General features: G+C 63.5%; 19 protein-coding genes. 7 read left to right on the forward strand and 12 right to left on the reverse strand.

From position 1 onward, the window contains the following. Positions 1-132 precede the first annotated feature (132 nt). Together gabT and ACB039_RS01070 are read right to left on the reverse strand one after the other, a co-directional pair. Entirely contained in the window at positions 133-1410 is a 1278-nt protein-coding gene (gene gabT / locus ACB039_RS01065) for a 4-aminobutyrate--2-oxoglutarate transaminase (protein WP_042650496.1), read from the reverse strand. Between the two features lie 148 nt (positions 1411-1558). Further along, a complete protein-coding gene (locus ACB039_RS01070; protein WP_371164951.1) occupies positions 1559-3022 on the reverse strand; it encodes an NAD-dependent succinate-semialdehyde dehydrogenase in 1464 nt (487 codons plus the stop codon). A gap of 309 nt (positions 3023-3331) precedes the next feature. On the opposite strand from ACB039_RS01070, the gene puuR reads away from it, so the two are divergent. Together puuR and ACB039_RS01080 are read left to right on the forward strand one after the other, a co-directional pair. Continuing rightward, positions 3332-3943, forward strand: a complete 612-nt coding sequence (gene puuR / locus ACB039_RS01075; RefSeq protein WP_042650494.1) for an HTH-type transcriptional regulator PuuR — start codon at positions 3332-3334, stop codon at positions 3941-3943. A gap of 49 nt (positions 3944-3992) precedes the next feature. Then, on the forward strand, positions 3993-5270 hold the full coding sequence (locus ACB039_RS01080) for an NAD(P)/FAD-dependent oxidoreductase (protein WP_371164952.1): 1278 nt from the start codon (positions 3993-3995) through the stop codon (positions 5268-5270). Between the two features lie 96 nt (positions 5271-5366). Here ACB039_RS01080 and ACB039_RS01085 read toward each other — a convergent pair whose 3' ends face one another. The 5 genes from ACB039_RS01085 to ACB039_RS01105 all read right to left on the reverse strand — a co-directional run bounded on the left by ACB039_RS01085 (position 5367) and on the right by ACB039_RS01105 (position 9752). Then, entirely contained in the window at positions 5367-6566 is a 1200-nt protein-coding gene (locus ACB039_RS01085) for a transporter (protein ID WP_041213311.1), read from the reverse strand. Positions 6567-6629: 63 nt separating this feature from the next. Further along, positions 6630-7289 carry a hypothetical protein gene (locus ACB039_RS01090; protein ID WP_039039334.1) on the reverse strand — a complete coding sequence of 220 codons (660 nt, stop codon included), beginning with the start codon at positions 7287-7289 and terminating at the stop codon, positions 6630-6632. 7 nt (positions 7290-7296) lie between these two features. Next, on the reverse strand, positions 7297-7974 hold the full coding sequence (locus ACB039_RS01095) for a C39 family peptidase (protein ID WP_039039335.1): 678 nt from the start codon (positions 7972-7974) through the stop codon (positions 7297-7299). 52 nt (positions 7975-8026) lie between these two features. After that, positions 8027-8986, reverse strand: a complete 960-nt coding sequence (locus tag ACB039_RS01100) for a hypothetical protein (RefSeq protein WP_010673558.1) — start codon at positions 8984-8986, stop codon at positions 8027-8029. Between the two features lie 187 nt (positions 8987-9173). After that, complete coding sequence (locus tag ACB039_RS01105; protein WP_254231631.1) at positions 9174-9752, reverse strand: hypothetical protein; 579 nt, start codon at positions 9750-9752, stop codon at positions 9174-9176. Positions 9753-10104: 352 nt separating this feature from the next. Here ACB039_RS01105 and ACB039_RS01110 point away from each other — a divergent pair, with 352 nt between their 5' ends. After that, the gene (locus ACB039_RS01110; protein ID WP_042864209.1) at positions 10105-11406 is read left to right on the forward strand and encodes a sigma-54 dependent transcriptional regulator; all 1302 of its coding nucleotides are present in this window, start codon (positions 10105-10107) and stop codon (positions 11404-11406) included. 98 nt (positions 11407-11504) lie between these two features. On the opposite strand, the gene ybaL is transcribed toward ACB039_RS01110, so the two are convergent. Next, on the reverse strand, positions 11505-13136 hold the full coding sequence (gene ybaL, locus ACB039_RS01115) for a YbaL family putative K(+) efflux transporter (protein WP_254231629.1): 1632 nt from the start codon (positions 13134-13136) through the stop codon (positions 11505-11507). Positions 13137-13510: 374 nt separating this feature from the next. After that, positions 13511-15292 carry a gamma-glutamyltransferase gene (ggt, locus tag ACB039_RS01120; protein ID WP_371164953.1) on the reverse strand — a complete coding sequence of 594 codons (1782 nt, stop codon included), beginning with the start codon at positions 15290-15292 and terminating at the stop codon, positions 13511-13513. Between the two features lie 115 nt (positions 15293-15407). Between ggt and ACB039_RS01125 the strand changes: the two genes are divergently transcribed. After that, a complete protein-coding gene (locus ACB039_RS01125; protein WP_371164954.1) occupies positions 15408-16022 on the forward strand; it encodes a GDSL-type esterase/lipase family protein in 615 nt (204 codons plus the stop codon). A gap of 83 nt (positions 16023-16105) precedes the next feature. On the opposite strand, the gene rdgC is transcribed toward ACB039_RS01125, so the two are convergent. Further along, positions 16106-17017 carry a recombination-associated protein RdgC gene (gene rdgC / locus ACB039_RS01130; protein WP_317841221.1) on the reverse strand — a complete coding sequence of 304 codons (912 nt, stop codon included), beginning with the start codon at positions 17015-17017 and terminating at the stop codon, positions 16106-16108. Between the two features lie 180 nt (positions 17018-17197). On the opposite strand from rdgC, the gene ACB039_RS01135 reads away from it, so the two are divergent. The 3 genes from ACB039_RS01135 (at position 17198) to ACB039_RS01145 (ending at position 22721) form a co-directional block, all read left to right on the forward strand. Further along, positions 17198-17626, forward strand: coding sequence for a GNAT family N-acetyltransferase (locus tag ACB039_RS01135; protein WP_226169829.1), 429 nt, complete (start codon positions 17198-17200; stop codon positions 17624-17626). 107 nt (positions 17627-17733) lie between these two features. Continuing rightward, positions 17734-18960: an exonuclease SbcCD subunit D C-terminal domain-containing protein gene (locus ACB039_RS01140; RefSeq protein WP_371164955.1), complete on the forward strand. Its 1227-nt coding sequence runs from the start codon at positions 17734-17736 to the stop codon at positions 18958-18960. Next, on the forward strand, positions 18957-22721 hold the full coding sequence (locus tag ACB039_RS01145) for an AAA family ATPase (RefSeq protein ID WP_371164956.1): 3765 nt from the start codon (positions 18957-18959) through the stop codon (positions 22719-22721). Before ACB039_RS01140 ends, ACB039_RS01145 begins: the two co-directional genes overlap by 4 nt. Positions 22722-22792: 71 nt before the next feature. Here the strand turns inward: ACB039_RS01145 and ACB039_RS01150 are convergent, their stop codons facing one another. Next, positions 22793-23338, reverse strand: a complete 546-nt coding sequence (locus ACB039_RS01150) for a cytochrome b (RefSeq protein ID WP_371164957.1) — start codon at positions 23336-23338, stop codon at positions 22793-22795. A 274-nt stretch (positions 23339-23612) separates the two neighbouring features. Then, the gene (gene crr, locus ACB039_RS01155) at positions 23613-24122 is read right to left on the reverse strand and encodes a PTS glucose transporter subunit IIA (protein ID WP_005325875.1); all 510 of its coding nucleotides are present in this window, start codon (positions 24120-24122) and stop codon (positions 23613-23615) included. Positions 24123-24154 lie beyond the last annotated feature (32 nt).

A 24154-nucleotide genomic window follows, 5' to 3' on the forward strand; every position in this document is an offset into this window, starting at 1 on the left:
ACCGGGCTGCGATGAGCGGACGGTCCTTGAATACGGCGGCGCATTGTGCATTCGTGCTGTCCCCTTGACAAGCATATCAAGGGGACAAAAACGCATTTTTTTGCACTTGATAGGCGAACGCTTTCTTCCGGATCAGGTCAATGAGGCCACCAGGGATTGCTCGAGCAAGAGCAGCCCTTCATCGATGATGGCCGCCGGGGCGGTCAGGGGGGCGAGGAAACGGATCACGTTCCCGCGTACGCCGCAGGCCAGCAGCACCAGGCCGCGCTTGCCCGCCTCGGCCACCAGCCGCTTGGTGAGGTCCGGGGCTGGCTGACTGGCATCGCGCCCCTTGACCAGCTCCATGGCCACCATGGCCCCGGGGCCGCGGATGTCGCCGATGCAGTCAAACCGCTCCGCCAACTGGTGCAGTCGCGCCTTGATCTGCTCGCCCTGGGCCAGGGCTTGCTGATTGAGCCGCTCCTCCTCGATCACCGTCAGCACCGCCAGGGCGGCGGCGCAGGCGATGGGGGAGCCCGCATAGGTGCCACCGAGACCACCTGGCTTGGCGGCGTTCATGATGGCCGCCTTGCCCACCACGGCGGAGAGGGGGAAACCACCCGCCAGGCTCTTCGCCAGCGTCATGATGTCCGGCTCGACGCCGCTGTATTCGATGGCGAAGGTCTTGCCGGTGCGACAGAAACCGCTCTGGATCTCGTCGCAGATGAGCAGGATGCCGTGCTGGTCGCAGATCTTGCGCAGGGCTTGCAGGAAGCTCGGGGAGGCGACATAGAAGCCCCCTTCCCCCTGCACCGGCTCGATGATGATGGCGGCCACCCGGGCCGGTTCGATGTCCGAGCTGAAGCAGAGATCCAGCGCCGCCAGGGCATCCGCCTCGCTCACCCCCAGGTAGTCGGCCGGGAAGGGCAGGTGATAGACCTCTCCCGGGAAGGGGCCGAAGCCGGTCTTGTAGGGCACCACCTTGCCGGTGAGCGCCATCCCCATCATGGTGCGGCCGTGAAAGCCCCCCTTGAAGGCGATGGTGCCGCTGCGACCGGTGTGGGCGCGGGCGATCTTGATGGCGTTCTCCACCGCCTCGGCGCCGGTGGAGAGGAACAGGGTACGTTTGGGGGTGGGGCCCGGCATCAGGGCGTTGAGCTTCTCGGCCAGCTCGATATAGCCCGGATAGGGGGTGACCTGGAAGCAGGTGTGGCTGAACTTCTCGAGCTGTTCGCGCACGGCGGCGACCACCTTGGGGTGGTTGTGGCCGGTGTTGAGCACGGCGATGCCGGAGGCAAAGTCGATGTAGCGGTTGCCCTCCACGTCCCACAGCTCGGCGTTCTGGGCCCGGTCGATGAAGACCGGCAGCAGGGTGCCGACGCCCTGTACCACGGCCGCTTCACGGCGGGCCTGCCAGGATTGGTTACTCATCTCTATTCTCCCTCTGGGGCAAGCCCCTCAATTCACTGTGATGGGCCGGCAGCCTGGCTGCTGACCCTCTCCTTGTGGTGGTGCCATGGGATGGACGACGCGAGACACCCCAGTCAATTAAGATTTTATATTTACAATAAATGAATATTTAAGCAATGGAGCCGAAGCAGAGATACTTGGTCTCCAGATACTCTTCCAGGCCCTCGCTGGCCCCTTCCCGACCGAGCCCCGACTCCTTGATGCCGCCAAAGGGCGCCAATTCGGTCGAGATGATCCCCTCGTTGATGCCGACCATGCCGTATTCCAGCTGCTCGGCCACCCGCCAGACGCGGGCGATGTCGCGGCCATAGAAGTAGGCGGCGAGGCCGTAGGGGGTGTCGTTGGCGATGGCGATGGCCTCGGCCTCGGTCTCGAAGCGCACCAGCGGGGCCACGGGGCCGAAGATCTCCTCCTGCAGTATGGGGTTGTCCGGGGCCACGCCGGTCAGGATGGTGGGGTGGTAGAAGAGCGGACCGGCGGGATGGGCTTGCCCCCCCACCAAGACCCTGGCACCGGCGGCCTCGGCCTGGTTGACCAGGGAGGCAACCTTGTCGGCGGCGGCGGCATTGATGAGGGGGCCAATCTGGGTACCCTCACCCATGCCATCCCCCACCTTGAAGCTGCGCACCGCGGCGGCCAGCTTCTCGGCGAAGGCGTCATGGACACTGGCCTGCACCAGGATGCGGTTGGCACAGACGCAGGTCTGGCCGGCGTTGCGGTATTTGGAGGCGAGCGCCCCCGCCACGGCGGCGTCCAGATCCGCATCGTCAAACACGATGAAGGGGGCGTTGCCGCCGAGTTCCAGAGAGAGCCGCTTCATGGTGTCGGCGCACTGGCGCATCAAGAGCTTGCCGATGCGGGTGGAGCCGGTGAAGGAGAGCTTGCGCACCGTCTTGTTGCTGCACAGCTCGTTGCCCACGGCGGCCGCCTGATGGGAGGTGACGATGTTGATGACCCCGGCGGGGATGCCCGCCTGCTCGGCCAGGGCTGCGAGCGCCAGCGCGCACAGGGGCGTCTCGGCGGCGGGCTTGATGACGATGGTGCAACCGGCGGCCAGCGCCGGGCCGGCCTTGCGGGTGATCATGGCGATGGGGAAGTTCCAGGGGGTGATGGCGGCCACGACCCCAACCGGCTGCTTGATGGTGGCCAGACGCCTGTCACCGCTGAAACCCGGGATGGTGCGGCCATAGGCGCGCTTGCCCTCTTCCGCGAACCACTGGATGAAGCTGGCGCCGTACGCCACTTCCCCTTTGGCCTCGGCCAGTGGCTTGCCCTGCTCGCAGGTCATGATGCGGGCCAGTTCATCCTGGTTGGCCATGATGAGCTCGAACCAGGCGTAAAGCTTGTTGCTGCGCTCCTTGGCGGTGAGGGCCGCCCAGGCGGGCTGGGCCCGGTGAGCCGCCTCGATGGCGAGCCGGGTATCCGCCTCGTCCATGTCGGGTACCTGGGTGATGAGCTGGCCGGTCGCCGGGTTCAGGACCTCGAACCGGCGTCCGCCCCGGGCCTCGCACCAGCGGCCATCCATATAGGCAAGGGATTTGATCAGGGAGAGTGCGGGTTGTGATGCTGACATAGATAGGAAGCCTCGATTGTGGGTCTGGGTGGCCAACTCATCCCGTGGTGCCACCGTATAGAATAATAAGCACGTAACGACCATAAAGTGAGCCGAAATGTTTTTCAAGTGTTAAATATATTTGAGTGAACGGTACGCTGCATGCTAGAAATGGGGCTGTCAGGACGATTCTTGCGTTCCTCATCGTGTGGGGTGTGCAAAATAATGAACGCTCTCGGCTGTGCAGGATAACGAACAGAGGGCCGAGGTTGACGTATTATTTTAACCAGTCGTCACAAGGTATTCGAATGGCCATACAAGGAGGTGGGGATGCAGCAACCACAAGGCGAGGTCCAGTGGCAGACCATGACGGATAACCCCTTGTCTGACAAAGGGATGGATAAAACCATGGGAGAGCGGCTCGCCCTCCTTCGCCGTAGTCTCGGGCTCTCCCAGCGCCGGGCCGCCGAGTTGAGCGGCCTGACCCACGGTGCCATCTGCATGATAGAGCAGAACAAGGTGAGCCCCTCGGTCGCCTCGCTGCAAAAATTGCTCTGCGTCTACGAGCTGCCGCTCTCCCGCTTCTTCGCCGAAGAGGAGGCGCGGGCGCCGAGCGTGGTGATCAAGGCCGATCAACTCATCGAGCTGGGCAGCCAGGGGGTCTCCATGAAGCTGGTGCACAACGGCAACAATCGTCGTCAGCTCGGCTTCATGCTGGAGACCTATGCCCCCGGCACGGACACCGGGGGACAGGTCAAGCATCTGGGTGAGGAGGTGGGCACCGTGCTGGAGGGCTCGGTCGTGCTGAGTCTGGCGGGGCAGACCTATCAGCTCAGCGCCGGGGACAGCTATGTGATCGATACCGGCGAGCCCCACAGCTTCAGCAACCCGTCGGGGCAGGTCTGTCGCATCGTCAGCGCCCACACCCCCGCCAGCTTTTGAGATTGAACAGCGCGAATATTGGAAACGAACCGGTAAGGAAACAGGGATCATGACCGAACATGTAAAGAGTTACTACGCAGCCAGCGCCAATCAGCACGCGCCCTACCCGACATTGACCGAGCAACTGGAGTGCGATGTCTGTGTCATCGGGGCGGGGTATACCGGCCTCTCCAGTGCGTTGCATCTGGTGGAGAAGGGCTACAAGGTGGTGGTGCTGGAGGCGGCCCGGGTCGGTTTCGGCGCCAGCGGCCGCAACGGCGGCCAGATCGTCAACTCCTACAGCCGCGACATCGACACCATAGAAGCGAATTGCCCGCCGGATCAGGCCAGGCTGCTCGGTTCCATGCTGTTTGAAGGGGGCCAGATCATCCGCGAGCGGATCAAACGCTACAACATCCAGTGCGATCTGCAGGAGGGCGGGGTCTTTGCTGCCGAGACCGAGAAGCAGCTTCACGAACTCAAGGCGCAATATGAGCGCTGGCAGAAGTGGGGCAACGACAAGCTGGAGCTGCTCGATGCCGACGGGGTGCGCGAGGTGGTGGCAAGCGATCGCTACGTCGGCGCCCTGCTCGACAAGAGTGGCGGCCATATCCATCCCCTCAATCTGGCGTTGGGGGAGGCCGAAGCCATTCGTATGCAGGGTGGGCAGATCTTCGAACAGTCCGCTGTCACCAGCATCACTCCCGGTCAACCGGCTCTGGTCAACACCGCCAAAGGGGCGGTCAAGGCCCGCTTCGTGGTGGTGGCCGGCAACGCCTACCTCGGCAACCTGGTGCCCGAGCTCGCCGGCAAGAGCATGCCGTGCGGCACGCAAGTCATCGCCACCGAGGTACTGGGGGAAGAGCGGGCCCGCGCCCTGCTGCCGCAGAACTACTGCCTGGAAGATTCCAACTACCTGCTCGACTACTACCGCACCTCCGGCGATCACCGGCTCATCTATGGCGGCGGCGTGGTCTATGGCGCGCGGGATCCGGCGGACATCGAGCGGCTGATCATCCCCAAGATGCGCAAGACTTTCCCGCAGCTGGCCAACGTCAAGGTGGAGTACACCTGGACCGGCAACTTCCTGCTCACCCTGTCGCGCCTGCCGCAGTTTGGCCGCATCGGTCACAACATCTACTACATGCAGGGCTACAGCGGCCACGGCGTCACCTGTACCCATCTGGCGGGCAAGCTGCTCTCCGAGGTGCTGAGCGGTCAGGCGGAGCGCTTCGATGCGTTCGCCAGGCTGCCGCACTACCCCTTCCCGGGTGGCCGCCTGCTGCGCATCCCCTTCACCGCCGCCGGCGCCGCCTGGTACACCCTGCGCGATCGCCTGGGGGTGTGATGTCACCGATGGCCCGCCAGGCAGGCTGGCGTCAACAAGAAGAGGGAGGCGTTATGCCTCCCTCGTTTTTTGTCGTCAACCTGCCCGGGCACGGGGCTAGAAGCGGTAGGGGAAGCGGATCCCGATGGTGTAGTCCGGTGCATCCGTGGTGAGCCCGGCAGACCAGTTGACCGCCATGGAGAGGTTGTCGGTGATGGCCCAGGTCGACCCCATGCCAAAGCTGGCGGCGTTGGCATCGGAGCCGGTGACCTTCTCCATGGCAAAGCCTTCGGACCCCTGCTCGGACTCCATGGTGACGCGCTGGTTGATGTTGAAGGAGAGGCTGAAGCGTTCGTTGAGAGCGAATGCGACCCCCAGGCCATATTCATACCAGTCTCCCAGCTGGATGCTGCCGGGCTGGTTGCCGGGCTGGTAGGAGATATCGTCAAAGTCCTGCTTGAGGCTGTGACCATAGTTGAGGCTGGCAAACAGGATGGCGGGATCCATGGTCTTGACCAGGGAGAAGCCGGTGGAGAGCTGCCAGAGCCCGTTGCCGGTGGCGAGCTCCTTGGGGGTCACCAGGTTGCCCGATTCCGAGGTGTTGATCTCGATGCCGTAAGGATCCTTGCCGGTCGGCGCCTTGGCCCGGAAGTTCCACACCAGATCCGGCCAATCCTCGCTCTCGGCCATGACCCTGTAGTAGATGGCGAGGCTGAGATCCCCCAGACCGCCATCGCTGACGCTCTGCTCCTCAAAGTCGCGGCTGGAGTTCTCCTTGCCGGTGCTCTGGTAGTTGGTGTTGCGGAACATGTAGGGGAGGGCCAGCTCCAGTTGCCAGCGATCGTTGAGGGTGTAGCGGGTGATGACATCCGCCGTCCACTGATCGGAGCGCACCCGATCCAGGTTGATTTCGCCAAGGAAGATGGCGTCCAGGGCGAGGAAGCCGCGCAGGGCGAGATCCTTGCGGTTGTAGTGCTGGTAGGAGAGGCCCACATCGACGGTCAGGGCGCGGTCGAACACATTGTGCTGTTCGATCATCAGGTCTTCGGTGCTGCGGCCGACTTCCGGCGTGCGCCGTGAGGCGTCCTGCTGGGTGGAGGCGACGGCGGCTCCGGCTCCGACCCCGGCGGTTGCCGTCGTGGCACCGGCGGCCTTGACGGCCTCCAGGCGGGCCTGGAGCTGATGAAGGGCCTGATTTTGCTGGATCAGTTGCTGGCGCAGGAGATCCAGCTGTTGTTGCAGGGCCTCCTCCTCGGCCGTGGCCCCCCAGCAGGCGAAGGGGGCGAGGGCAATCAACAGCATGCGAGACTGTTTCATCGGGATACGTCCTTGTTGTTTATCATCCTTTCTTATAGTTCAGCCCCGGGAACTCACCTGCTCTCAGCGCGAAAACCAGATGCGGGTCTGATTGAGCGTCTGCAAACCGTCCCCCCTGACCTTGTTGAACTGCAGCAGCCCCCGGCTGAAGTCGGTACCGCGCAGGCTCTGCTCCAGCAGGACCCGGCCGTCGGAAGAGTGTAGTTGCAAGCCGGCATAATTCCCCGAGACCCGGTAGGTGGCGGTGCCAAGATCGCCCTGGTGCTCGTAGCTGCCCGCCTGGACCAGGTGTCCCGTCATGGTGGGGGTGGTCAGTTCAATACCGGCCTGGTTGACCGAGCTGTTGCCACTCCCCTCCAGTTGAACGACCTGTACCAGCCCGGCCCCCTGCACCTGGGCCTCCTTGGCGGGCGTGGCCGCGGGCTTGACCTCATCCTTGACGCGCACATCCAGCTTGGGTTTGTTTTGCACAATGCTCAGCGCCAGGTTCATGGCCGCCGTCTGCTGGGCCTGGGCCGTGGTCAGTGACGAGATGAACTCGATGCCGAAGTAGCTGATGCCATGGCTGCTGACATAGCGGCCGCGCAGGTGGGCCAGCTCCCCGTCCGCCAGTTCGGGCGCAAAGTGGTCTGACAGATGGGCCAGCGGGTCCGGTGCTGCCAGCAGCGGAGAGGCGATGCCACCCAGGCTGCAGAGGAGGCATAGGGCGGGTCGGGTATTCATGATGACCTCACATTAGCTCTTTGTGCTGAAAACCGAATTCCAGCAGGGATGTTTCATTGACCGGGGCGAAGAGCCCATCCTTGCCTCTGACAGAGAGCGGGGGAGAGGGGTTGGCAAGGGGGGCATCGGGACGATAGCCCGCGCCGATGACGGCGAGGAGGATGCCGTTCCAGCTCTCCTTGAACTCCTTGAACGTGATCACCCGGTTGCCGAGGGCCGGGTCTGCCAGATAGACGCGATCATGGCGATCGATGGCCCGCAGCACGGCAAAGTGCTGATAGCCGCGAATGTTGAGCAGGACGATGGTGGGCACCCTCACCTGGCGCAGTTTTTCATCGCCCAGTCGATACCCTCTGACCCGCATGCCGAGCATTTGCAGGTACTGCTTCATGTCGAGCATGGAGAAGCCGTAGTGCTTGACCTGCTCCGGGTCTGCCATGGCAAGCATGCCATCCATGACCCAGCGTTCATTGGTTGCATGGCCGTAGGCGTAGCGCAAGATGGTGGCGACGGCGGCGGCCCCGCAACTGAAATCCGTATGTTGGCGCTCGATGTTGGCGTACCGGCGCTCCAGAATGCTCTGTACCGGTTTGTTGAGATCCCCCAGCGCCGGGAGATGCTCCCCCAGTGGCACCGAGCCTGCCCAAACGGCAGGACAGCACAGCAACAGCAACAGCCAGCGCATTCAGACCTCCAGTGTCAGGGAAAAAGGGGGCATTGGGCCCCCTCGCATCGACTTACTTGGCAAACCCTGCGGCCAGCGAGAGATTGTTCGCTTGCAGGTTGTTGGTCCCCGAGGAGACGTTCACCCCGATGTTGCCCACGGCACCGTTGAAGGCGCCGCCATCGATGGTTGCCCGGTTGAAGGTTTCGCGGCTGGTGTAGGTGTTGACCACGGGAATATACCCGACGGCGTACCCACTGAGCTTGATGTCACCCTCTTCCTTGAACTCGAACTTGCCATCATCTTTCGGGTTGTTGTTGCCGTACCTGTCGTTGTCATTGTCGTGGCCATGTCCTTTCTTGACATCATGACCGGTACCGCCCCCCTCGTAATCGCCCCAAGCCTTGAGACCGAGGAACACACCTGCCTTGTCAACCGTCTTGGTTGCGCTCAGGCTTTGGTTTTCGGTCATGTTCTTGGAGACGCTCTGGCTGTTGGCCACGGTGGCCACGGCCATGTTGCCGGTGGACACGGAGGCTGCCATGTTGTTGGCCTGGACGTTACCCGAGCCCGAGGTCACGTTGACCCCGATGTTGCCTGCGGCATCCTTGAAGGCCCCATCGCCCACACCGGCCTTGTTCTGATGGCCGTGATTGGTCGTCCAGTTGTTGCTGGCGCTTTGGGTGGAGAAGACCTCGGCATCCGACGATCCGCCAGGGGCGCCATGTTGTTGTTGACCACGACCCATGATGAACTCGGCATCGACCTCGTCATAGGCGGCCAGGGAAGCGCTGTTGCCCTGTACGTTGGAGTCACCGGCTGCGACGTTGGCGCCGATGTTACCGGATGCACCCTTGAACGAGCCGTCGATCTTGCTCGTGTTCTCCGTTCTTGTATTGGCGGTGCCTATCATGGAACTGGACTGCTGGTTGTCCACGACGGCCATGCCGAGTTTGTTGACGTTGATGTAGCCGCCGACATTGACCCTGCCTTCGTATTCCACATCGACTTCTGCCTTGACCTTCTTGGTCAAGGTTGCCCCTGTCTCATCTCTGTCACCGCGGTAATCGGCGGATGCAGTGCCCGACATGGCCATGATGACCGCGGCGGCTAATGAGCTATAAATAAGTCCACGCATAATGAGTCTCTCCATTGAACTTTCAGCGGAAGATATGCCCATCGGCTGATACCCCCGGGCCTGGCTTCCTATCCCTGCGGCATCATGGGGATGCCGTTACTGCGCCAGCCAGGGGCAGGGAAACCATGTTGACTGACTGGTTTCCCTGTCCCGTGACTTGGTTCACCTGAATGACCCCCTTGCTGCCCGTGAGGGCGGTGTCATCCAGATAGATGCTGGTAGTGGTGTTGGCGGGGGGCTTTCCCCCTGGGGTCTTCGCGACGCTGGAGCTGAGATTGATGTCGGTCACGACACCCAGGCCGCTGTCATCGAGGGACAGGGCGAAGGCGTTCAGTTGCTGGTTGCCCTCACCCGCCCCCTGATTGATGCCGACCAGTCCCCGGTTCTGGCTCAGGGCCGAGCCCAGGATGGCGACGCTCTGGCTGCCGTTCAGATTGGTGGTGGATTGATTCAGCTGGCCAAATTGAATGACGGCCGGACCCGAAATGGCGATGGCGGCAAGATTGCCTTGCTGGTTGTTATTACCGGCAACCATATTGACGCCCATGGAACCACGAATATTGCTCAATACCTGAGCACCGAGATCGACCCGGTTTTGTGCCAATGAGGGGGTGGCAAATGCCAGAAAAGGAAATGTTGCCAATGCAATATATGTCTTCATGTTCTGTCTCCATCTGCCAGGAGGGCTTATTGGAGAGAGCAACGACCATGCCAATTGGCAATGCTCTGATTTTTAACTGTTTTTTATTTGATATGATTGTTTTTATGTCTCAATGTTGAGAGCGACATATTATGTCGCCAAGTAAGCGCTTATTTATCAAAGGATTTATTTTTTCTCACCGATATTTTTGCCGTCTCAATATTGTGGTGCCATCAGTCTAAAGGCGGGATGGTTTATAGTTATCATCGTCTGGCCATATTAAACGGCGCCATTTGATGATAAAGGGAGTTATCTGGATAAGTCGTCAGCGTCAGACTCCCTCGTGCAGTGGTGATAACAAGGAGTTGTCCCTATGACAGAAACGGCATTGTTGCTCATCAATTCATGTGCCGTACTGGAAAGCCTGCTGGAACAAGGCGAGTGGCAGGTGGAGCAGGCAAGCTCCCTGGTGGTGGCAGAGAAAAAACTGCAGGAAAAGGACTATCCCCTGGTGCTGGTGGTGATCGAGCATCAGCAGCACGAAGCCCTCTACAACCTGATTGCGCAGCACTCCGGCGCCTTGTGGATCGGCCTCATCCAGCGGGACTGTCTCGCCAGCGAAGCCCTTCGCAATTTGCTGGCAGCCTGTTTTCATGATTTTCACACCTTTCCCCTGGACAGAGACAGGCTCTCCCACAGCCTGGGACATGCCCTGGGGATGGCGCGCCTCATCCGGCGACACCGCCCCCGACTGCAACCCCAGCTGCGTTTCATCCAGGGGGAGAGCGCCCCCATCCGCCAGTTGCGCGACCAGATCGTGCGGTTGCAGCATTGCCGCCTGCCCGTACTGGTGACGGGACCGAGCGGCACGGGCAAGGAGCTGGTGGCCCGGGAGCTGCACTACAGCACGTTCGGGGAGGAGAGCCCCTTCGTGGCGGTCAATTGCGGGGCCATGCCCCATCAGCTCATCCAGTCCGAGCTGTTCGGCCACGTCAAGGGGGCCTTCACCGGGGCACAGCACCACAAGATAGGCAAGATAGAGGCCGCCGATGGCGGAACCCTGTTTCTCGACGAGATAGGGGAGCTGCCGCTGGAGGATCAGGCAACCCTGCTGCGCTTCTTGCAGGAGCAGTGCATAGAGGCGGTGGGCAGCCACCTGTCGCGTCGTGTGGATGTGCGGATCATCGCGGCCACCAATATCGATGTGGAGCAGGCGGTGGCCAGCGGCGGCTTTCGCATGGATCTCTACTACCGGCTCAACGTGGTGCGCCTGCGTACCCCGGCCTTGTGCGAGCGGGCGGAAGACATCCAGCTCCTTGCCGATGACATTCTGGCGGAAGTGCGGGGCGGGCGGGTGCTCAGCTTCACCCGCAAGGCACGCCAGGCCATGCAGTCCTATGGCTGGCCGGGGAATGTGAGGGAGCTGCGCAACCGGGTGCAGCGGGCGGCGGTCATGTGCAGCGGCCCCTTCATCGAAGCCGATGACATGGAGCTGACCAACATGGACAGCCTGCTGCTCGACGGCTCGCTCAAGGCGGTGCGCGAAGCGGCGGAGCGTCAGGCCTTGCAACGGACGTTGGCCCGCTTCCCCGATCAGCTCGAGGAGGTGGCCCGCACGCTCGATATCTCCCGGGCCACCCTCTATCGCCTGCTGGACAAGCACGATCTGCTGTGAGGGGACGGCCGTATCGCCCCGTCATGCAAAAAGCCCGGGCAGCAGGCCCGGGCTTCTTGTCTGGTCCCGTCGCCGGGACTCGTGACTTCCGATGAGCTTCAGGCCATCTCCATGGCGAGGTGACAGAGTCGCCGCGCAGCCTCCTCCTCGCTCTTGACCACCTGATGCACGCCGCGCACGCGCAGATGATGCACCTCCTCGTGCTGGTGGGCACAGGCGGCGATGCGCATCAGGGCGCCGTATTCCTGCGCCCTGATGGCTATCTCACCGGCCAGCAGGCTGTCATCCAGGGTGATCAGCAGCCAGCTGGCGTTGGGCAGCGCCGCCGTCAGCAGATCCTGCTGGATGGGATGGCCCGCCAGACAGGTGATCCCCATGGCGCGCCAGGGGGCCAGCAGTCGCTCGTCGGTGTCGATCACCACCATCTCCCTGCCTTGTTCATGCAACTGCCGGATGAGGTGCTGACCTATCTCGTCGGCGCCCACTACCACCACATGGCCCTGCAAGGGGCAGAGGTGAGGTGACCCATCGGTGCGTGGATCGGGATGGCGCCTCAGCCAGCGCTCCACCTGGTTGAAGACCAGCGGATTGAGCACGATGGAGAAACAGGCGCCGACCAGCACCAGATCACGGGCGACTCCGGGGACCAGCTCGAGCATGACTCCGAGACCCATCAGGATGAAGGAGAACTCCCCCACCTGTGCCAGGCTGGCGGAGATGGTCAGCGCCGTGCGCTGGCTGTGGCCAAAGAGCCGCACGATGGCGAAGGCGGCCACGGATTTGCCGATCACGATGACGAACAGGGTGGCCAGCACGGCCAGGGGCTCGCGCAGCAGGATGACGGGGTCGAACAGCATGCCCACGGAGACGAAGAAGAGCACGGCGAAGGCGTCCTGCAGGGGCAGGGTGTCGTTGGCCGCCTTGTGGCTCAGATGTGAGCTGTTCATCACGACGCCGGCGAAGAAGGCGCCGAGGGCAAAGGAGACGCCAAACAGCTTGACGGCGCCAAAAGCGATGCCCAGGGAACAGGAGAGGACGGCCAGGGTGAACAGCTCGCGGGAGCCGGTGGCGGCGGTGCGGGCCAGCAGCCAGGGGATGATGCGTCGCCCTCCGATGACCATCAGGGCGATGAAGGCAGCCACCTTGGCCAGGGTCAGGCCGATATCCGCCATCACCTGGGCCGGGGTCAGTGCCTCGCCCCCCTGCTGCAGGTTGGCGAGGATGGGGAGCAGTACCAGGGCCAGCACCATCACCAGATCCTCCACGATGAGCCAGCCGATGGCGATGCGTCCCTCGTTGGTGTCGAGCTGGCCGCGGCTCTCCAGGGCGCGCAGCAGCACCACGGTACTGGCGGTGGAGAGGGCCAGGCCAAACACCAGGCCGGCGGTTACGGTCCAGTCGAGCAGTTGGGAGAGGCCAAGGCCGAGCAGGGTCGCAAGGGTTATCTGGACGATGGCTCCCGGGATGGCGATGTGTTTCACCGACAGCAGGTCTTTCACGGAAAAATGCAGGCCGACACCAAACATCAGCAGGATGACGCCGATTTCGGCCAGCTCGGGGGCGAGCCGCAGGTCGGCGACATAGCCCGGCGTAAAGGGGCCGCATACCACGCCGGCCGCGAGGTAGCCCACCATGGGGGAGATGCGCAGGCGGCTTGCCAGCATGCCGAAGAGGTAGGCCAGCACGAGGCCGCCTACCAGGGTGGTGATAAGGGGGAGTGAGTGGTCCATGTCGTCACCTCGCTAATGGCAGTCAGGGGCTACCAGATCACCCGAAGGCGAAGAGGGCAGCTGTCAATGAGCAGGGGGCGAAAGAGACAGAAGTTGGCCGTATCAAGGGGAAATCTTGAGGGCAACAGATGCCGTTTCTATTGAAAAGTAATGCATTTATATGCCATGAGCAACACTGTTCCAGTTTTTGCGTTGGTTTTGATGAAAAGCATCTTTAATGCATCGCGATTGGGTGAAAAGAGTGTGCAGTTAAAGAAAAATTGGCAGGAATAATCAATCGATGATGATATTGGGAGGCAAGGGAGAACACCTATGAGCACACGGCATGGAGGAGGCTGGCCTCCTCCATGGTGAACGAGGGTGCTGAAGGGGCATCACTCTCCCCTGGCGACCCCCTCACGTCTGGGGTCTGCGGCCCCCAGCCAGCCGCCGGCATGGCGCTGGACGCCCTGCAGCCCGGAGGTCTGCTCGTTAAGCAGGACCTCGTGCCCTCTGGCCTTGAGCCCCTGAACCACGGCCTCGGGCGTGCGCCCCTGCTCCAGCTCGGTGGGGCCGTTGCGGCTGCCAAAGTTCGGCAGGTTGATGGCCTGCTGCAGGTTCAAGCCCCAGTCCTGGGTGCCAAGCAGCGTCTTGCCCACGTAGTTGATGATGGCCGAGCCACCCGGGGAGCCCAAGCTCATCTCCAACTGCTTGCTCTGCTTGTCGAACACCAGCAGGGGCGACATGGAGGAGCGCGGGCGCTTGCCCGGCTCCACCCGGTTGGCCACCGGCAGACCGGCGGCATCCACCGAGGTGAAGGAGAAATCGGTGAGCTGGTTGTTGAGCAGGTAGCCGTTGACCATCAGCCGGGAGCCGAAGCCGTCCTCGATGGAGCTGGTCATGGAGACCGCCATGCCGTCTCCATCCACGATGGAGACGTGGCTGGTGGAGGGCAGCTCGGGGGTGGCATCCTGGCCACGGGCCAGTGCTCGTGGCGGGGTGCCCGGTTGGGCGACGCCCATGGATGTCTCCCCGATGAGGCGACCCCGCTCGGCGAGATAGCCCTTGTCCAGCATGCCGCGCACCGGCACCGAGACGAAGTCGCCGTCGGCCACGTACTGGTTGCGGTCGGCGAAGGCGAGCCGCGCCGCCTCGCTGTAAAGGTGGATGGCATCGCTCGACGCCGCCAGCCGTCCGTCCGCCCCCTGTACCGGCCTGAGGGCCGCCATGTCGCGGCTCTCCAGCATGCCGAAGATCTGGCCGAGGGCCAGGGTGCCGGAGGAGGGGGTCGGGAAGCCGCACACCTCGCTCTGGCGATAGTCAAAGCAGAGACCGTCCCGCAGCTTGGCGCTGTAGCTGGCGAGATCCGCTGCGCTCAGCACCCCCGGATTGGTGGGATGGGCGTGCACCTTGGCCACCATGGCCTCGGCAATGGGCCCTCGATAGAAGGCATCGGCACCGTCCCGTGCCAGCGTCCTGAGTACCCCGGCCAGTGCCGGGTTGGTGAGGCGGGTGCCCGCCGTCTTGGGGCTGCCGTCCGCCTGATAGAAGTAGGCCCTGGCCTCGGGGTCTTTGGCCAGATAGGGATCCTTGGCGAGCAGGGTGGCCAGGCGAGGGCTTATCACAAAGCCCTGCTCTGCCAGGGTGATGGCGGGTTCGAACAGGCTGGCCCAGGGCAGCTTGCCATAGCGCTCGTGAGCCAGGGCCAGGGCGCGCACCGTGCCGGGGGCGCCGACCGAGCGGCCGCCCACCACGCCGTCGTAGAACGCCATCGGTTTGCCGTCCTTCATGAACAGCTGATCCGTGGCCGCTGCCGGTGCCGTCTCCCGGCCATCCACGGCCGCCACCTGCTTGCCATCCCATACCAGCATGAGGGAGCCGCCGCCGATCCCGGAGGATTGCGGCTCCACCAGGGTCAGTACCAGTTGGACGGCGATGGCCGCATCGACGGCGCTGCCTCCCGCCTTGACGATCTGGTAGCCCGCATCCACCGCCAGCGGGTTGGCCGCGGCCACCATGAAGTCGCGCCCCTGCCAGCCCGGCTTGTCGGTCCAGCCGCTGGCCGCCTCCGGGGCGATCAGGGTCTGGGAAGGGGGGACATAATGAAAAGCACTCTGGGGGGCGCAGCCGGTGAGCAGGCCGAAGGCGACCAGCAGGGCGAGGGGTTTGAGGGACATGACAGGCTCCTTGTCGGTTTCTTGTTCACCCGTCGAAATGTGGCACAGTTGGAGCCTGATTGAAAGATTGTCTTTATACTCATGTGGTTACAAAAATATCAAGGAGGGGCCCAGGATGCACAAGGAGAGTCTGGTGAGGCGTTGCGTGACGGGGCTGCTATGCCTGCTGCTGGCCGCCTGCGGGGAGCCAGGGTTCAGACCCCTGGCGGCGGGGGAAACCATATTGGCATTTGGAGACAGCCTGACCGAGGGGCGCGGGGTCAATCCGGCCCAGAGCTATCCCAGCGTGTTGGCGAGCCTGAGCGGTCACCCCGTCATCAATGGCGGGGTGTCGGGGGAGTTGAGCCGGGCCGGGCGGGCCCGCCTGTCCGGCTTGCTGGCCGAACACAGGCCCGCCCTGGTCATCTTGCTGGAGGGGGGGAATGACATACTGCGCGGCAGCGGGGAAGGGGCGCTCAAGGCCAATCTCGCCGCCATGATAGAGGCGGTACAGGGCAGCGGTGCCCAGGTGCTGCTGGTGGCCGTGCCCCGCAAGTCCCTGTTTGCCGACGGTGCGCCCCTTTACGGGGAGCTGGCAGAGCAGTACGGACTGGTGCTGGACAACGACAGCCTCGGCGAGTTGCTGCGCACTCCCGGGCTCAAGTCCGACGCCGTGCACTTGAACGCGCAGGGATATGGCGCCCTGGCCGAGCGGCTGCACCGGCTGCTGCAGGCCCGCGGCGCGCTCTGAGGCACTGGCTCTCACCGTGTCGGCGCCGCCGCCCGGGATCAAAAAAAACCGCCGAGGCGGTTTTTTTACGGGCAAGGGACAACTCAGAGGGACTGCTCTTCACCACCCAGGGCGGCAAACAGCGCCGGGATGAACTGGGCCAGCTCGGCGGTCACCAGGGCGAAGTCCGCATCCAGGCGGGCGGCGGGATCCTCGCTGGTCACGTCGTCGTTCTGCTCGCGCAGCTCCTCACTGAACTTGAGGCGCTTGATGGAGAGATCGTCCCCCAGCACGAAGCTCAGGGTCTCGCCCCAGTTCAGGGCCAGCTTGGTCACCAGCTTGTCGTTGGCCAGGTGATTCTTGATCTCGTCGCTCATCAGATCCTGCTGCTTGCAGCGGATGATGCCGCCGTGCTCCATGGCACTGCGCAGCTCGGCCTCGTCTTCCAGGGTGAAGCTGGCGGGCAGATTACCCTCGTTCAGCCACTCGGTCATGGTGATCTCGGGCGGGTTCTTGAGGGCCACCGGCACCACGGGCAGGGTGCCGATGCTCTTGCGCAGCAGCGCCAGCAGATCGTCCGCCTTCTTGGCGGAGCCTGCGTCCACCACCATCAGGTTGTCGGCGGGACTTATCCAGGCGAAGGTCTGGCTGGTACGGCTGAAGGCGCGGGGCAGCAGGGTATGCATGATCTCCTCCTTCAGCGTCTCCTTCTCCTTCTTCTTGAGGGCGCGGCCCTGCTCGAATTCGATCGCTTCCACCTTCTCCGCCAGCATCTCCTTGACTACTGTGCCCGGCAGCATCTTCTCTTCCTTGCGGGCGCAGAGCAGGATGTGGCCAGAGGCTGAATGGGTCAGGGTGGAGCCGAATTTACCGAGGGGCTTGACCCACCCGAACCGGGAGATATCCTGACTGCCGCACGGGGTGAAGGCACAGGCCTCGAGCTGGGTTTCCAGCTCATCCACGGTCAGGTCAAAGGGGCGGGTAAAGCGATAAATCTGCAGGTTTTTAAACCACATGGCGTCCTCGGTCTCATAGATTGTCCGGCGGGCATTGTACTAGAGAGGCGCTTTGTGATCAGCCAATCATTCTCGCTAAATAAAGGGCGATCGACTTCACATGGCCTCATCTTGACCGCCCGTCTCGTCATCGAACTCCCCTAGACTGCGAGTGTTCAGATTGTTAACAAGGATGCGAATATGTTGAGAGCGAGCCGGCCGGAAGACATGGAAGAGATCGTCGAGATCTGGCTGCTGGCATCCTTGCAGGCCCATGATTTCGTTGACGCTTCCTGCTGGTGGCAGGCTCAGGAGGAACTGCGTACCCGCTACCTCGATCACGCCCGCATCTGGGTGTTCGAGGAGCGCGGCGAGCTGCTCGGTTTCATGGCGCTGGTGGATGACTATCTGGCTGCTCTGTTCGTGCGACCCGACCGTCAGGGGCGCGGGGTCGGCCATGCCCTGCTGCAGGAAGCCAAGCAGCAGGGGGGGGCGCTCCATACCCGGGTCTTCGTGGAAAACGAGCCGGCGGTGCGCTTCTATCGCCGCCACGGATTCAGGGTCGGGAATGAAGTCTCGGATCCCTTGACCGGCCATCCCCAGTATGAGATGCATTGCCAGCCCGTCTGAATCTGACGTCAGCGGCCTGTTTTGCTTGAAAAAAGAGGGGCGTATCCTCATCTTGTCCTCATCGGGTACCACTGGCGCCTCCCCTCTTATCTTTCGAGCCGTTTTTCATGAAGATCCTGCACACAGCCGACTGGCACCTTGGCCATCAACTCCATGGCCATGAGCGCCGCTTCGAACACGATGCCTTTCTCGACTGGCTGACCGACACCATCAAGACGCGGCAGATCGACGCCCTGCTGGTAGCAGGGGATCTGTTCGATACCGCCAATCCGCCAGCCAGCGCCTGGCAGCAGCTCTATCGCTTCCTGGCCAGGCTGCGCGCCGAGATGCCCCGCCTCAACATGGTGCTGATCGGCGGCAACCACGACTCCCCCTCCAAGCTGGATGCCCCCCACGAGCTGTTGCGGGCCTTCGACCTGCACCTGGTGGGCAGCATCAGCCGGGACGGGGAGGGCAAGCTCGAAACCGATCGCCTGCTGGTGCCGCTGCAAGACAAGGAGGGCAAGGTCGCCGCCTGGTGCGCCGCCGTGCCTTTTCTTCGCAGCAGCGATCTGCGGGTGGAGCCGCTCGAAGAGGGGCAGGATCGGCTGATCGAGGGGGTTCGCCAGATCTACCAGGATGTGCTGGCGCAAGGCCGCACGCGCTGCGAGCCCGGCCAGGCCCTTATCGCCATGGGCCACGCCTACCTGGCAGCGGGCCAGCTCTCGGAGCTCTCCGAGCGGCGGGTGCTGGGGGGCAATCAGCATGCCCTGCCTGCCGACATCTTCGCCGCCGCCGACTACACGGCCCTTGGCCACCTCCATCTGGCCCAGAGCCCGGCCGAGGGGGTGCACTACAGCGGCTCGCCGCTGCCGCTCTCCCTCGCCGAGGCCAACTACAACCACCAGGTGCTGGAGGTCAGGTTTGAGGGGGGCAAGCTGGCGGGGCTGGAGCGGATCCCCGTGCCCCGAGCGGTGGAGATGATCCGCCTGCCCCAGGGCACACTCGAGGAGGCGCTGAAAGCCATAGAGGCGCTCTCCCTGCCTGACTGCCCTCAGGAGGCGCAGCCCTTCCTCGAAGTGCGGCTGCTGCTACCCAAACCCGAGGCGCGCATCCGCGAGCGCATTCTGGCGGCCATGGCGGGCAAGCCGGTGCGCCTCGCCCGCATCAGCACCCAGTATCAGGGCTCGGGAGAGGGGCTGGCCGATGGCCGCGAACGGCGCAGGCTGGATGAACTCGCTCCCACAGAGGTGTTTCGCCTCTGCTATCAGCGGCAGTTCGACGGGGAGCCGGCGGCCGAGTTGGTGGCGTCGTTTGAAGAGATCCTGGAGCAGGTGAAGGAATCCAACCCATGAAAATCTTGTCTCTTGCAGGGGAAAACCTGGCCAGCCTGACCGGGGCTTTCACCATCGACTTCGCCGGTGGCGCTTTGGGGGCTGCCGGGCTCTTTGCCATCACCGGCAATACAGGCGCGGGCAAGAGCACATTGCTCGACGCCATCTGCCTCGCCCTCTATGACGAGATGCCGCGCTTCATCGCCAATCGCAAGCACGTGGCCGAAGTGGGCAGGGCGGATGACGAGGAGAAGCTCAAGGCCAACGACGTGCGCGGCATCTTGAGCCGCGGCCACGCCAGCGGCTGTGCCGAGGTGAAGTTCCGCGGCTGCGACGGCCGCATCTGGCTGGCGCGTTGGGCGGTGCGTCGTGCCCGCAATCGCTCGGAGGGGCGCTTCCAGGCTCAGGAGCGCAGCCTGACCGACGTCGAGTCGGGGCAGGTCTTCTCTGGCAGCAAGCGGGAGCTGCAGGATCGCATCGACGAGCTGGTGGGCCTCTCCTGGGAGCAGTTCCGCCGCGCCGTCATCCTGCCGCAAGGGGAGTTCGCCGCCTTCCTCAAGTCGAGCGCCGATGAGCGCTCCGCCCTGCTCGAGCGGATGACGGGCACCGAGCTCTACTCCGCCATCTCCATCCAGACCCATGAGCGGGCACGGGCCGAGCAGCAGGCGCTGGCGACCATACAGCAGCGGCTCGGCGATGTGGCCCTGATGGACGACGAAACGCGTGAGCACTGGGTCGCCCAGCAGCTGAGTCTCTCCACCAGCCTCAAGCACGAGCAGCAGCAGCGTCAGCTGTTGCAGGACTTGCGGGATCTCAACGGACGAATTGCCGCCCAGTTGCAGGCTTGCAGGGAGGGGCAGGAGGCGCTGGCCGCCGCCGAGGCAGCCCATGGCGAGGCGGCGCCCGGGCGGGAAGAGTTTGCCCGCGCCGAGCAGGCCCAGGTGGCCCGCGCCGATCACGACGAACTTGCCCGCCTCACCCTGGAGGTGCAGCAGCAGGAGCAGCAGATAGGCCAGCTTGCGTCCCAGCTGGAGCAGGTTGAACCCGTGTTGCAGCAGGCCGCGCTGCGCGAGCAGCAGCTGCTGGCCGACAAGATTGCCGCAGAGCGGGAGTGGGGTGCCCTGCAACCCGAGCTCAAGCGGGCGCAGGAGCTCGATACCCGGCTCAAGGAGAAGAGCCAGCAGTTGCAGGAGACCCGGCAGCAGGGGACCCAGGCACGCGCCCTGCAACTGGAACTGCAGCAGGAGTGGCAGCAGCAGGCGAGCCGGGTCGAGGCCCTGACGGTGCGCCGTCAGCAGTGGGCTCTGTGGCTCGAGGAGCGCAAGGCCCTGGCCCCACTGGCGCGCCAGTGGCAGCCTTTGCTGGCAGCCATCCAGGACTGGGCGGCGGACAGGGAGCTGCTACAGCGCGTGTTGCAAAGCCGCGAGCACAAGGGCCATGCCCTGCGGGATCTCGCCAGCCGGCTGGCGCAGGGACAGCAGGAGCGCGACGACTGGCAGCAGGAGCAGGCGCGATTGCAGCAACAGCAGCACGAGTTGCAGGAGCAGCAGTGGGAGATCCGCCTTGCCAAGGCGCAGGAACAGTGGCAGCAGCAGACCGAACAGCTGGGCCAGCTGCATCAGTTGTTGGAGCTGGCTGATTATGGTCGCAATCACGGCGAGCAGCATGGCCGTTTGCAGCAGGAGATCGCCCAGCTGGAGCAGGCCCTGAGCCGGCTGACCACGCTCGGCGGCGAGCTGGCGCCGGCCCGCGAGCGGCTCGCCCTGCAGCGAGACGAGGCGCGCCACGCGCTGGAGCAGTCTCGCGCCATCGCCAGTTTCGAGCAATATCGCCACATCCTGAACGATGGTGAACCTTGTCCCCTCTGCGGCGCCGAGGAGCACCCCTACAGTCAGAGCCAGCCGCAGGTGGCGGGCATTCTGGGTCAGCTGGCGGATCGATCCCGCAGCCTCGAGCTCGAGTGGGAGCGACTCAATCATCAATACATCCAGTGCGAGAGCGAACGCCAGGAGCTGGCACGCCAGCTGGCGGCGCGCCGCCAGCATCTGCCGGAGCTGGATGCCCGCGCCGAACAACTGACCTTGCGTTGGCAGCAGCTCGGCGGTGCCAAGTTGCTGGGCCACCCGTTGCCACTGAATCAGAATCAAGCCGATTCCCTGACCAAGTGGAGCGAGCTGATGAGTACCCTGCTTAGCCGTGGCCAGACTCTGGAGCATGGGCTGGCCCAGAGCCAGCAGCAACTGCGTGAGGCCCAGTTCGGCCAGCAGCAGTTGCAGGCCGTGCGCCAGCAGCTGAGCCAGCTGACCGCCCGCCATCAGCAGTTTGAGCAGCAATGGCAGGAGGCGGAGCGGCAGAAGGTTGAGTGGGAGGCCGAGCTGAAGGCACTGGCCGAACAGGAGGCATCCTTGCGTCAGCGCCTGGCACAGGGTGAGGCCCGTCTCGATCAACAAATGGGGGCCGAGCCCTGGCGCCAGTGGCTTGGTAGCCAGCAATGGCTGGCGTGGCAGCAGACCTGCGAGGAGTATCTGCACGGACAGAATGAGTGGGAGCAGCTTGGCGGCGAGCTGGCCACTCTGACCCCGGTCTTGAGTGCCCAGGAGGCGCGGCTGCAAAGCCAGAACGAGCTGCTGCACAAGCTGGAGCGCGACTACAAGGAGGCGGAGCAGCAGCGTCAGGGGTTGCTCGCCAGCCGGGAGGCCTGCCTCGGGGGCCGCGCCATTACCCTGATCGAGCAGGAGTGGCAGCAGCGATTGCAACTGGCGGCCAGTCAGCTCGAGGAGGCGGTGACGGCACTGCGGGTCGCCCGGGAGAAGCAGACCGAGCTCAAGGCGAGGCTAGCCCATCTCGAGCAGGACAGGCAGGTGAGCAGCCGTCGTCGCCGCGAGGCGCTGGGGCGCTGGGCGGCCCATGCTGGCACTCTCGGCATCGCCGAATATGATCTGCGTCGGCTGCTGGCCATCACGCCGGATGAGCTCAGGGCTCGCCGCAGCGCCTTGCAGCGCCTGGATGATGCCCTGGCCGAGGCCCGCACCCGGTTGGCCGAGCGTCAGCGGGCGCTGGCCCAGGAGGAGGCCAAGCTGGCGCGCTATCGGGAGCATCATGGGGAGCTGACCGCCCTCACGGCCGAGGCCCTTGCCGAGTGTCTGGGCGCCTGCGAGGCTCGCTGCCGCGAGCTGGAAGAGCAGCTGTTCCAGTGCAAGAGCACGCTGGCCCAGGCCGAGGCGGCGGCGCTGAAGGCGGGGAGCCTGCAGGAGGACTTGGCGGCCCAGCAGGCGGTGGCGGATCACTGGCTGCAACTGTCCGAGCTTATCGGCTCCGCCAGCGGCGCCAAGCTGCGCACCTTCGCCCAGAGCCTCACGCTCGAACGTCTATTGTTGGAGGCCAACGCCCAGCTTGGCGAGCTGTCGCCGCGCTATCGACTGGAGCGGGTGCCCGGCACGGATCTGGCGCTGCAGGTGGTGGATCTGGACATGGGGGACGAGGTGCGCTCCGTGGACTCTCTCTCCGGCGGCGAGAGCTTCCTGGTGTCGCTGGCGTTGGCGCTGGCGCTCTCCAGCCTGTCGTCGCGCCAGACCCAGGTCGAGTCGCTCTTCATCGACGAGGGGTTCGGCACCCTGGATCCGGACAGCCTGGATCTGGCGCTCTCCAGCCTGGACTCCCTGCAGGCGGCGGGCCGCCAGATCGGGGTCATCTCCCACGTTCAGACCCTGGTGGAGCGGATCGGCGTGCAAATAAGGGTCGAGGCCCTCGGTGGGGGAGAGAGCCGGGTGGTGTTGCCCTGAGGATGATGTGCGTCCATGACAAAAGGCCCCTGTCAAAGGGGCCTTTTTGCTGGTGTGCAACCCGTCGCCGGTTATTTGCGCTCGGGCAGCATATTGGTGAGGGTATTGTCCTTGAGCACGTGGTGGTGGTAGATGGCTGCTGCAGCGTGCAGGGCAATCAGGGCATAACCCAGGTTGGCCAGCGTTTCGTGCAGATCCTTGATGATCCCTTTCAGGCCATCATCCGGTCCTATCAGCGCGGGCAACTCAAATCCGAAGAAGGGGATGGGCTTGCCACCCGCACTCAGCAGCAGCCAGCCCAGCAGCGGGGTGAGTATCAGGAAGCCATAGAGGGCCAGATGGGCGAGGTGGCCGAGCTTGAGCATCAGGGGTGAGGGGGCGGGCAGGATGCGCGGTGAGGGGCTGCCAAAGCGCACCAGCAGCCGCACCACCACCAGCGCCAGAATGAGCAAGCCCGCCATGAAGTGAAACTCCTTCATCAGATCGCGTCCGGCCGAGCCCTTGGGAAACATATCCCTGAACTCCATCAGCCCATAGACGGCCACTATCAGCAGCAGGGTCAGCCAGTGCAGGCCGATGCTCAGGCTGCCATAACGTTGTTCCGTATTCTTCAGCATATTTATCTCCTTCCGGAGGGCGCATTCCATCGCCCTGATCCATCCCGTCACGCATGTCGCCGGGATCCCGTGGTTTCCACACCCATGCTACAAGGCTTGTCGGGCAATGCCTTGATCTCGACCGCGCTTTTGCATCGGAGTGCCCTTGCCCGGTCAGGGAACTAGTTAGCCTCTGATGGTTGAGAGCAGGCGGACCTAAGGTGTTGCCCATAAAAAAACCGAAGCACATGGCTTCGGTTTTTTGTTGCAGCAGCTGGCACCAGCCAGCAGCGCATTATTTCTTGATGCGGATAACCGGGGTCTCACCCACGGTCACGGCGCCAGTCATCTTGATCAGCTCTTTGATCTCGTCCATGTTGGAGATGACGACCGGAGTCAGGGTAGACTTCGCCTTCGCTTCCAGTACGGCCAGATCGAACTCGATGATGGTATCACCGCGCTTGACCTTCTGACCTTCCTGGGCGATACGGGTGAAGCCTTCGCCTTTCAGCTCGACGGTGTCGATACCGAAGTGAACGAACAGCTCGATACCAGAGTCGGATTCCAGAGAGAACGCGTGGTTGGTCTCGAAGATCTTGCCGATGGTGCCGTCGCACGGGGCAACCATCTTGTTGCCAGCCGGCTTGATGGCGATGCCGTCACCGACGATCTTCTCGGCGAAGACAACGTCAGGCACATCTTCGATGGGCACGATTTCGCCAGACAGCGGTGCAAAAATTTCGATGCCGCCGGTGTCAGAACTGTCATCGGAAACCAGTTTCTTCAGTTTATCAAACAGACCCATAGTAAAAGCTCCTAGAGATGATTGTCGCTGTT

The organism is Aeromonas sp. S2(2024), from assembly GCF_041402505.1.
In the GTDB taxonomy this organism is placed as follows: domain Bacteria; phylum Pseudomonadota; class Gammaproteobacteria; order Enterobacterales; family Aeromonadaceae; genus Aeromonas; species Aeromonas media.

Bases quoted from the DNA above. Each gene is read 5' to 3' on its own strand.
- ACB039_RS01140 (WP_371164955.1), top strand. From the start codon at position 17,734: ATGAAGATCCTGCACACAGCCGACTGGCACCTTGGCCATCAACTCCAT.
- ACB039_RS01095 (WP_039039335.1), bottom strand. From the start codon at position 7,974: ATGCGCTGGCTGTTGCTGTTGCTGTGCTGTCCTGCCGTTTGGGCAGGC.
- puuR (WP_042650494.1), top strand. From the start codon at position 3,332: ATGCAGCAACCACAAGGCGAGGTCCAGTGGCAGACCATGACGGATAAC.
- ggt (WP_371164953.1), bottom strand. From the start codon at position 15,292: ATGTCCCTCAAACCCCTCGCCCTGCTGGTCGCCTTCGGCCTGCTCACC.
- ACB039_RS01150 (WP_371164957.1), bottom strand. From the start codon at position 23,338: ATGCTGAAGAATACGGAACAACGTTATGGCAGCCTGAGCATCGGCCTG.
- ACB039_RS01135 (WP_226169829.1), top strand. From the start codon at position 17,198: ATGTTGAGAGCGAGCCGGCCGGAAGACATGGAAGAGATCGTCGAGATC.
- ACB039_RS01070 (WP_371164951.1), bottom strand. From the start codon at position 3,022: ATGTCAGCATCACAACCCGCACTCTCCCTGATCAAATCCCTTGCCTAT.
- gabT (WP_042650496.1), bottom strand. From the start codon at position 1,410: ATGAGTAACCAATCCTGGCAGGCCCGCCGTGAAGCGGCCGTGGTACAG.
- ACB039_RS01080 (WP_371164952.1), top strand. From the start codon at position 3,993: ATGACCGAACATGTAAAGAGTTACTACGCAGCCAGCGCCAATCAGCAC.
- ACB039_RS01105 (WP_254231631.1), bottom strand. From the start codon at position 9,752: ATGAAGACATATATTGCATTGGCAACATTTCCTTTTCTGGCATTTGCC.
- crr (WP_005325875.1), bottom strand. From the start codon at position 24,122: ATGGGTCTGTTTGATAAACTGAAGAAACTGGTTTCCGATGACAGTTCT.
- ACB039_RS01125 (WP_371164954.1), top strand. From the start codon at position 15,408: ATGCACAAGGAGAGTCTGGTGAGGCGTTGCGTGACGGGGCTGCTATGC.
- ybaL (WP_254231629.1), bottom strand. From the start codon at position 13,136: ATGGACCACTCACTCCCCCTTATCACCACCCTGGTAGGCGGCCTCGTG.
- ACB039_RS01085 (WP_041213311.1), bottom strand. From the start codon at position 6,566: ATGAAACAGTCTCGCATGCTGTTGATTGCCCTCGCCCCCTTCGCCTGC.
- ACB039_RS01110 (WP_042864209.1), top strand. From the start codon at position 10,105: ATGACAGAAACGGCATTGTTGCTCATCAATTCATGTGCCGTACTGGAA.
- ACB039_RS01145 (WP_371164956.1), top strand. From the start codon at position 18,957: ATGAAAATCTTGTCTCTTGCAGGGGAAAACCTGGCCAGCCTGACCGGG.
- ACB039_RS01090 (WP_039039334.1), bottom strand. From the start codon at position 7,289: ATGAATACCCGACCCGCCCTATGCCTCCTCTGCAGCCTGGGTGGCATC.
- rdgC (WP_317841221.1), bottom strand. From the start codon at position 17,017: ATGTGGTTTAAAAACCTGCAGATTTATCGCTTTACCCGCCCCTTTGAC.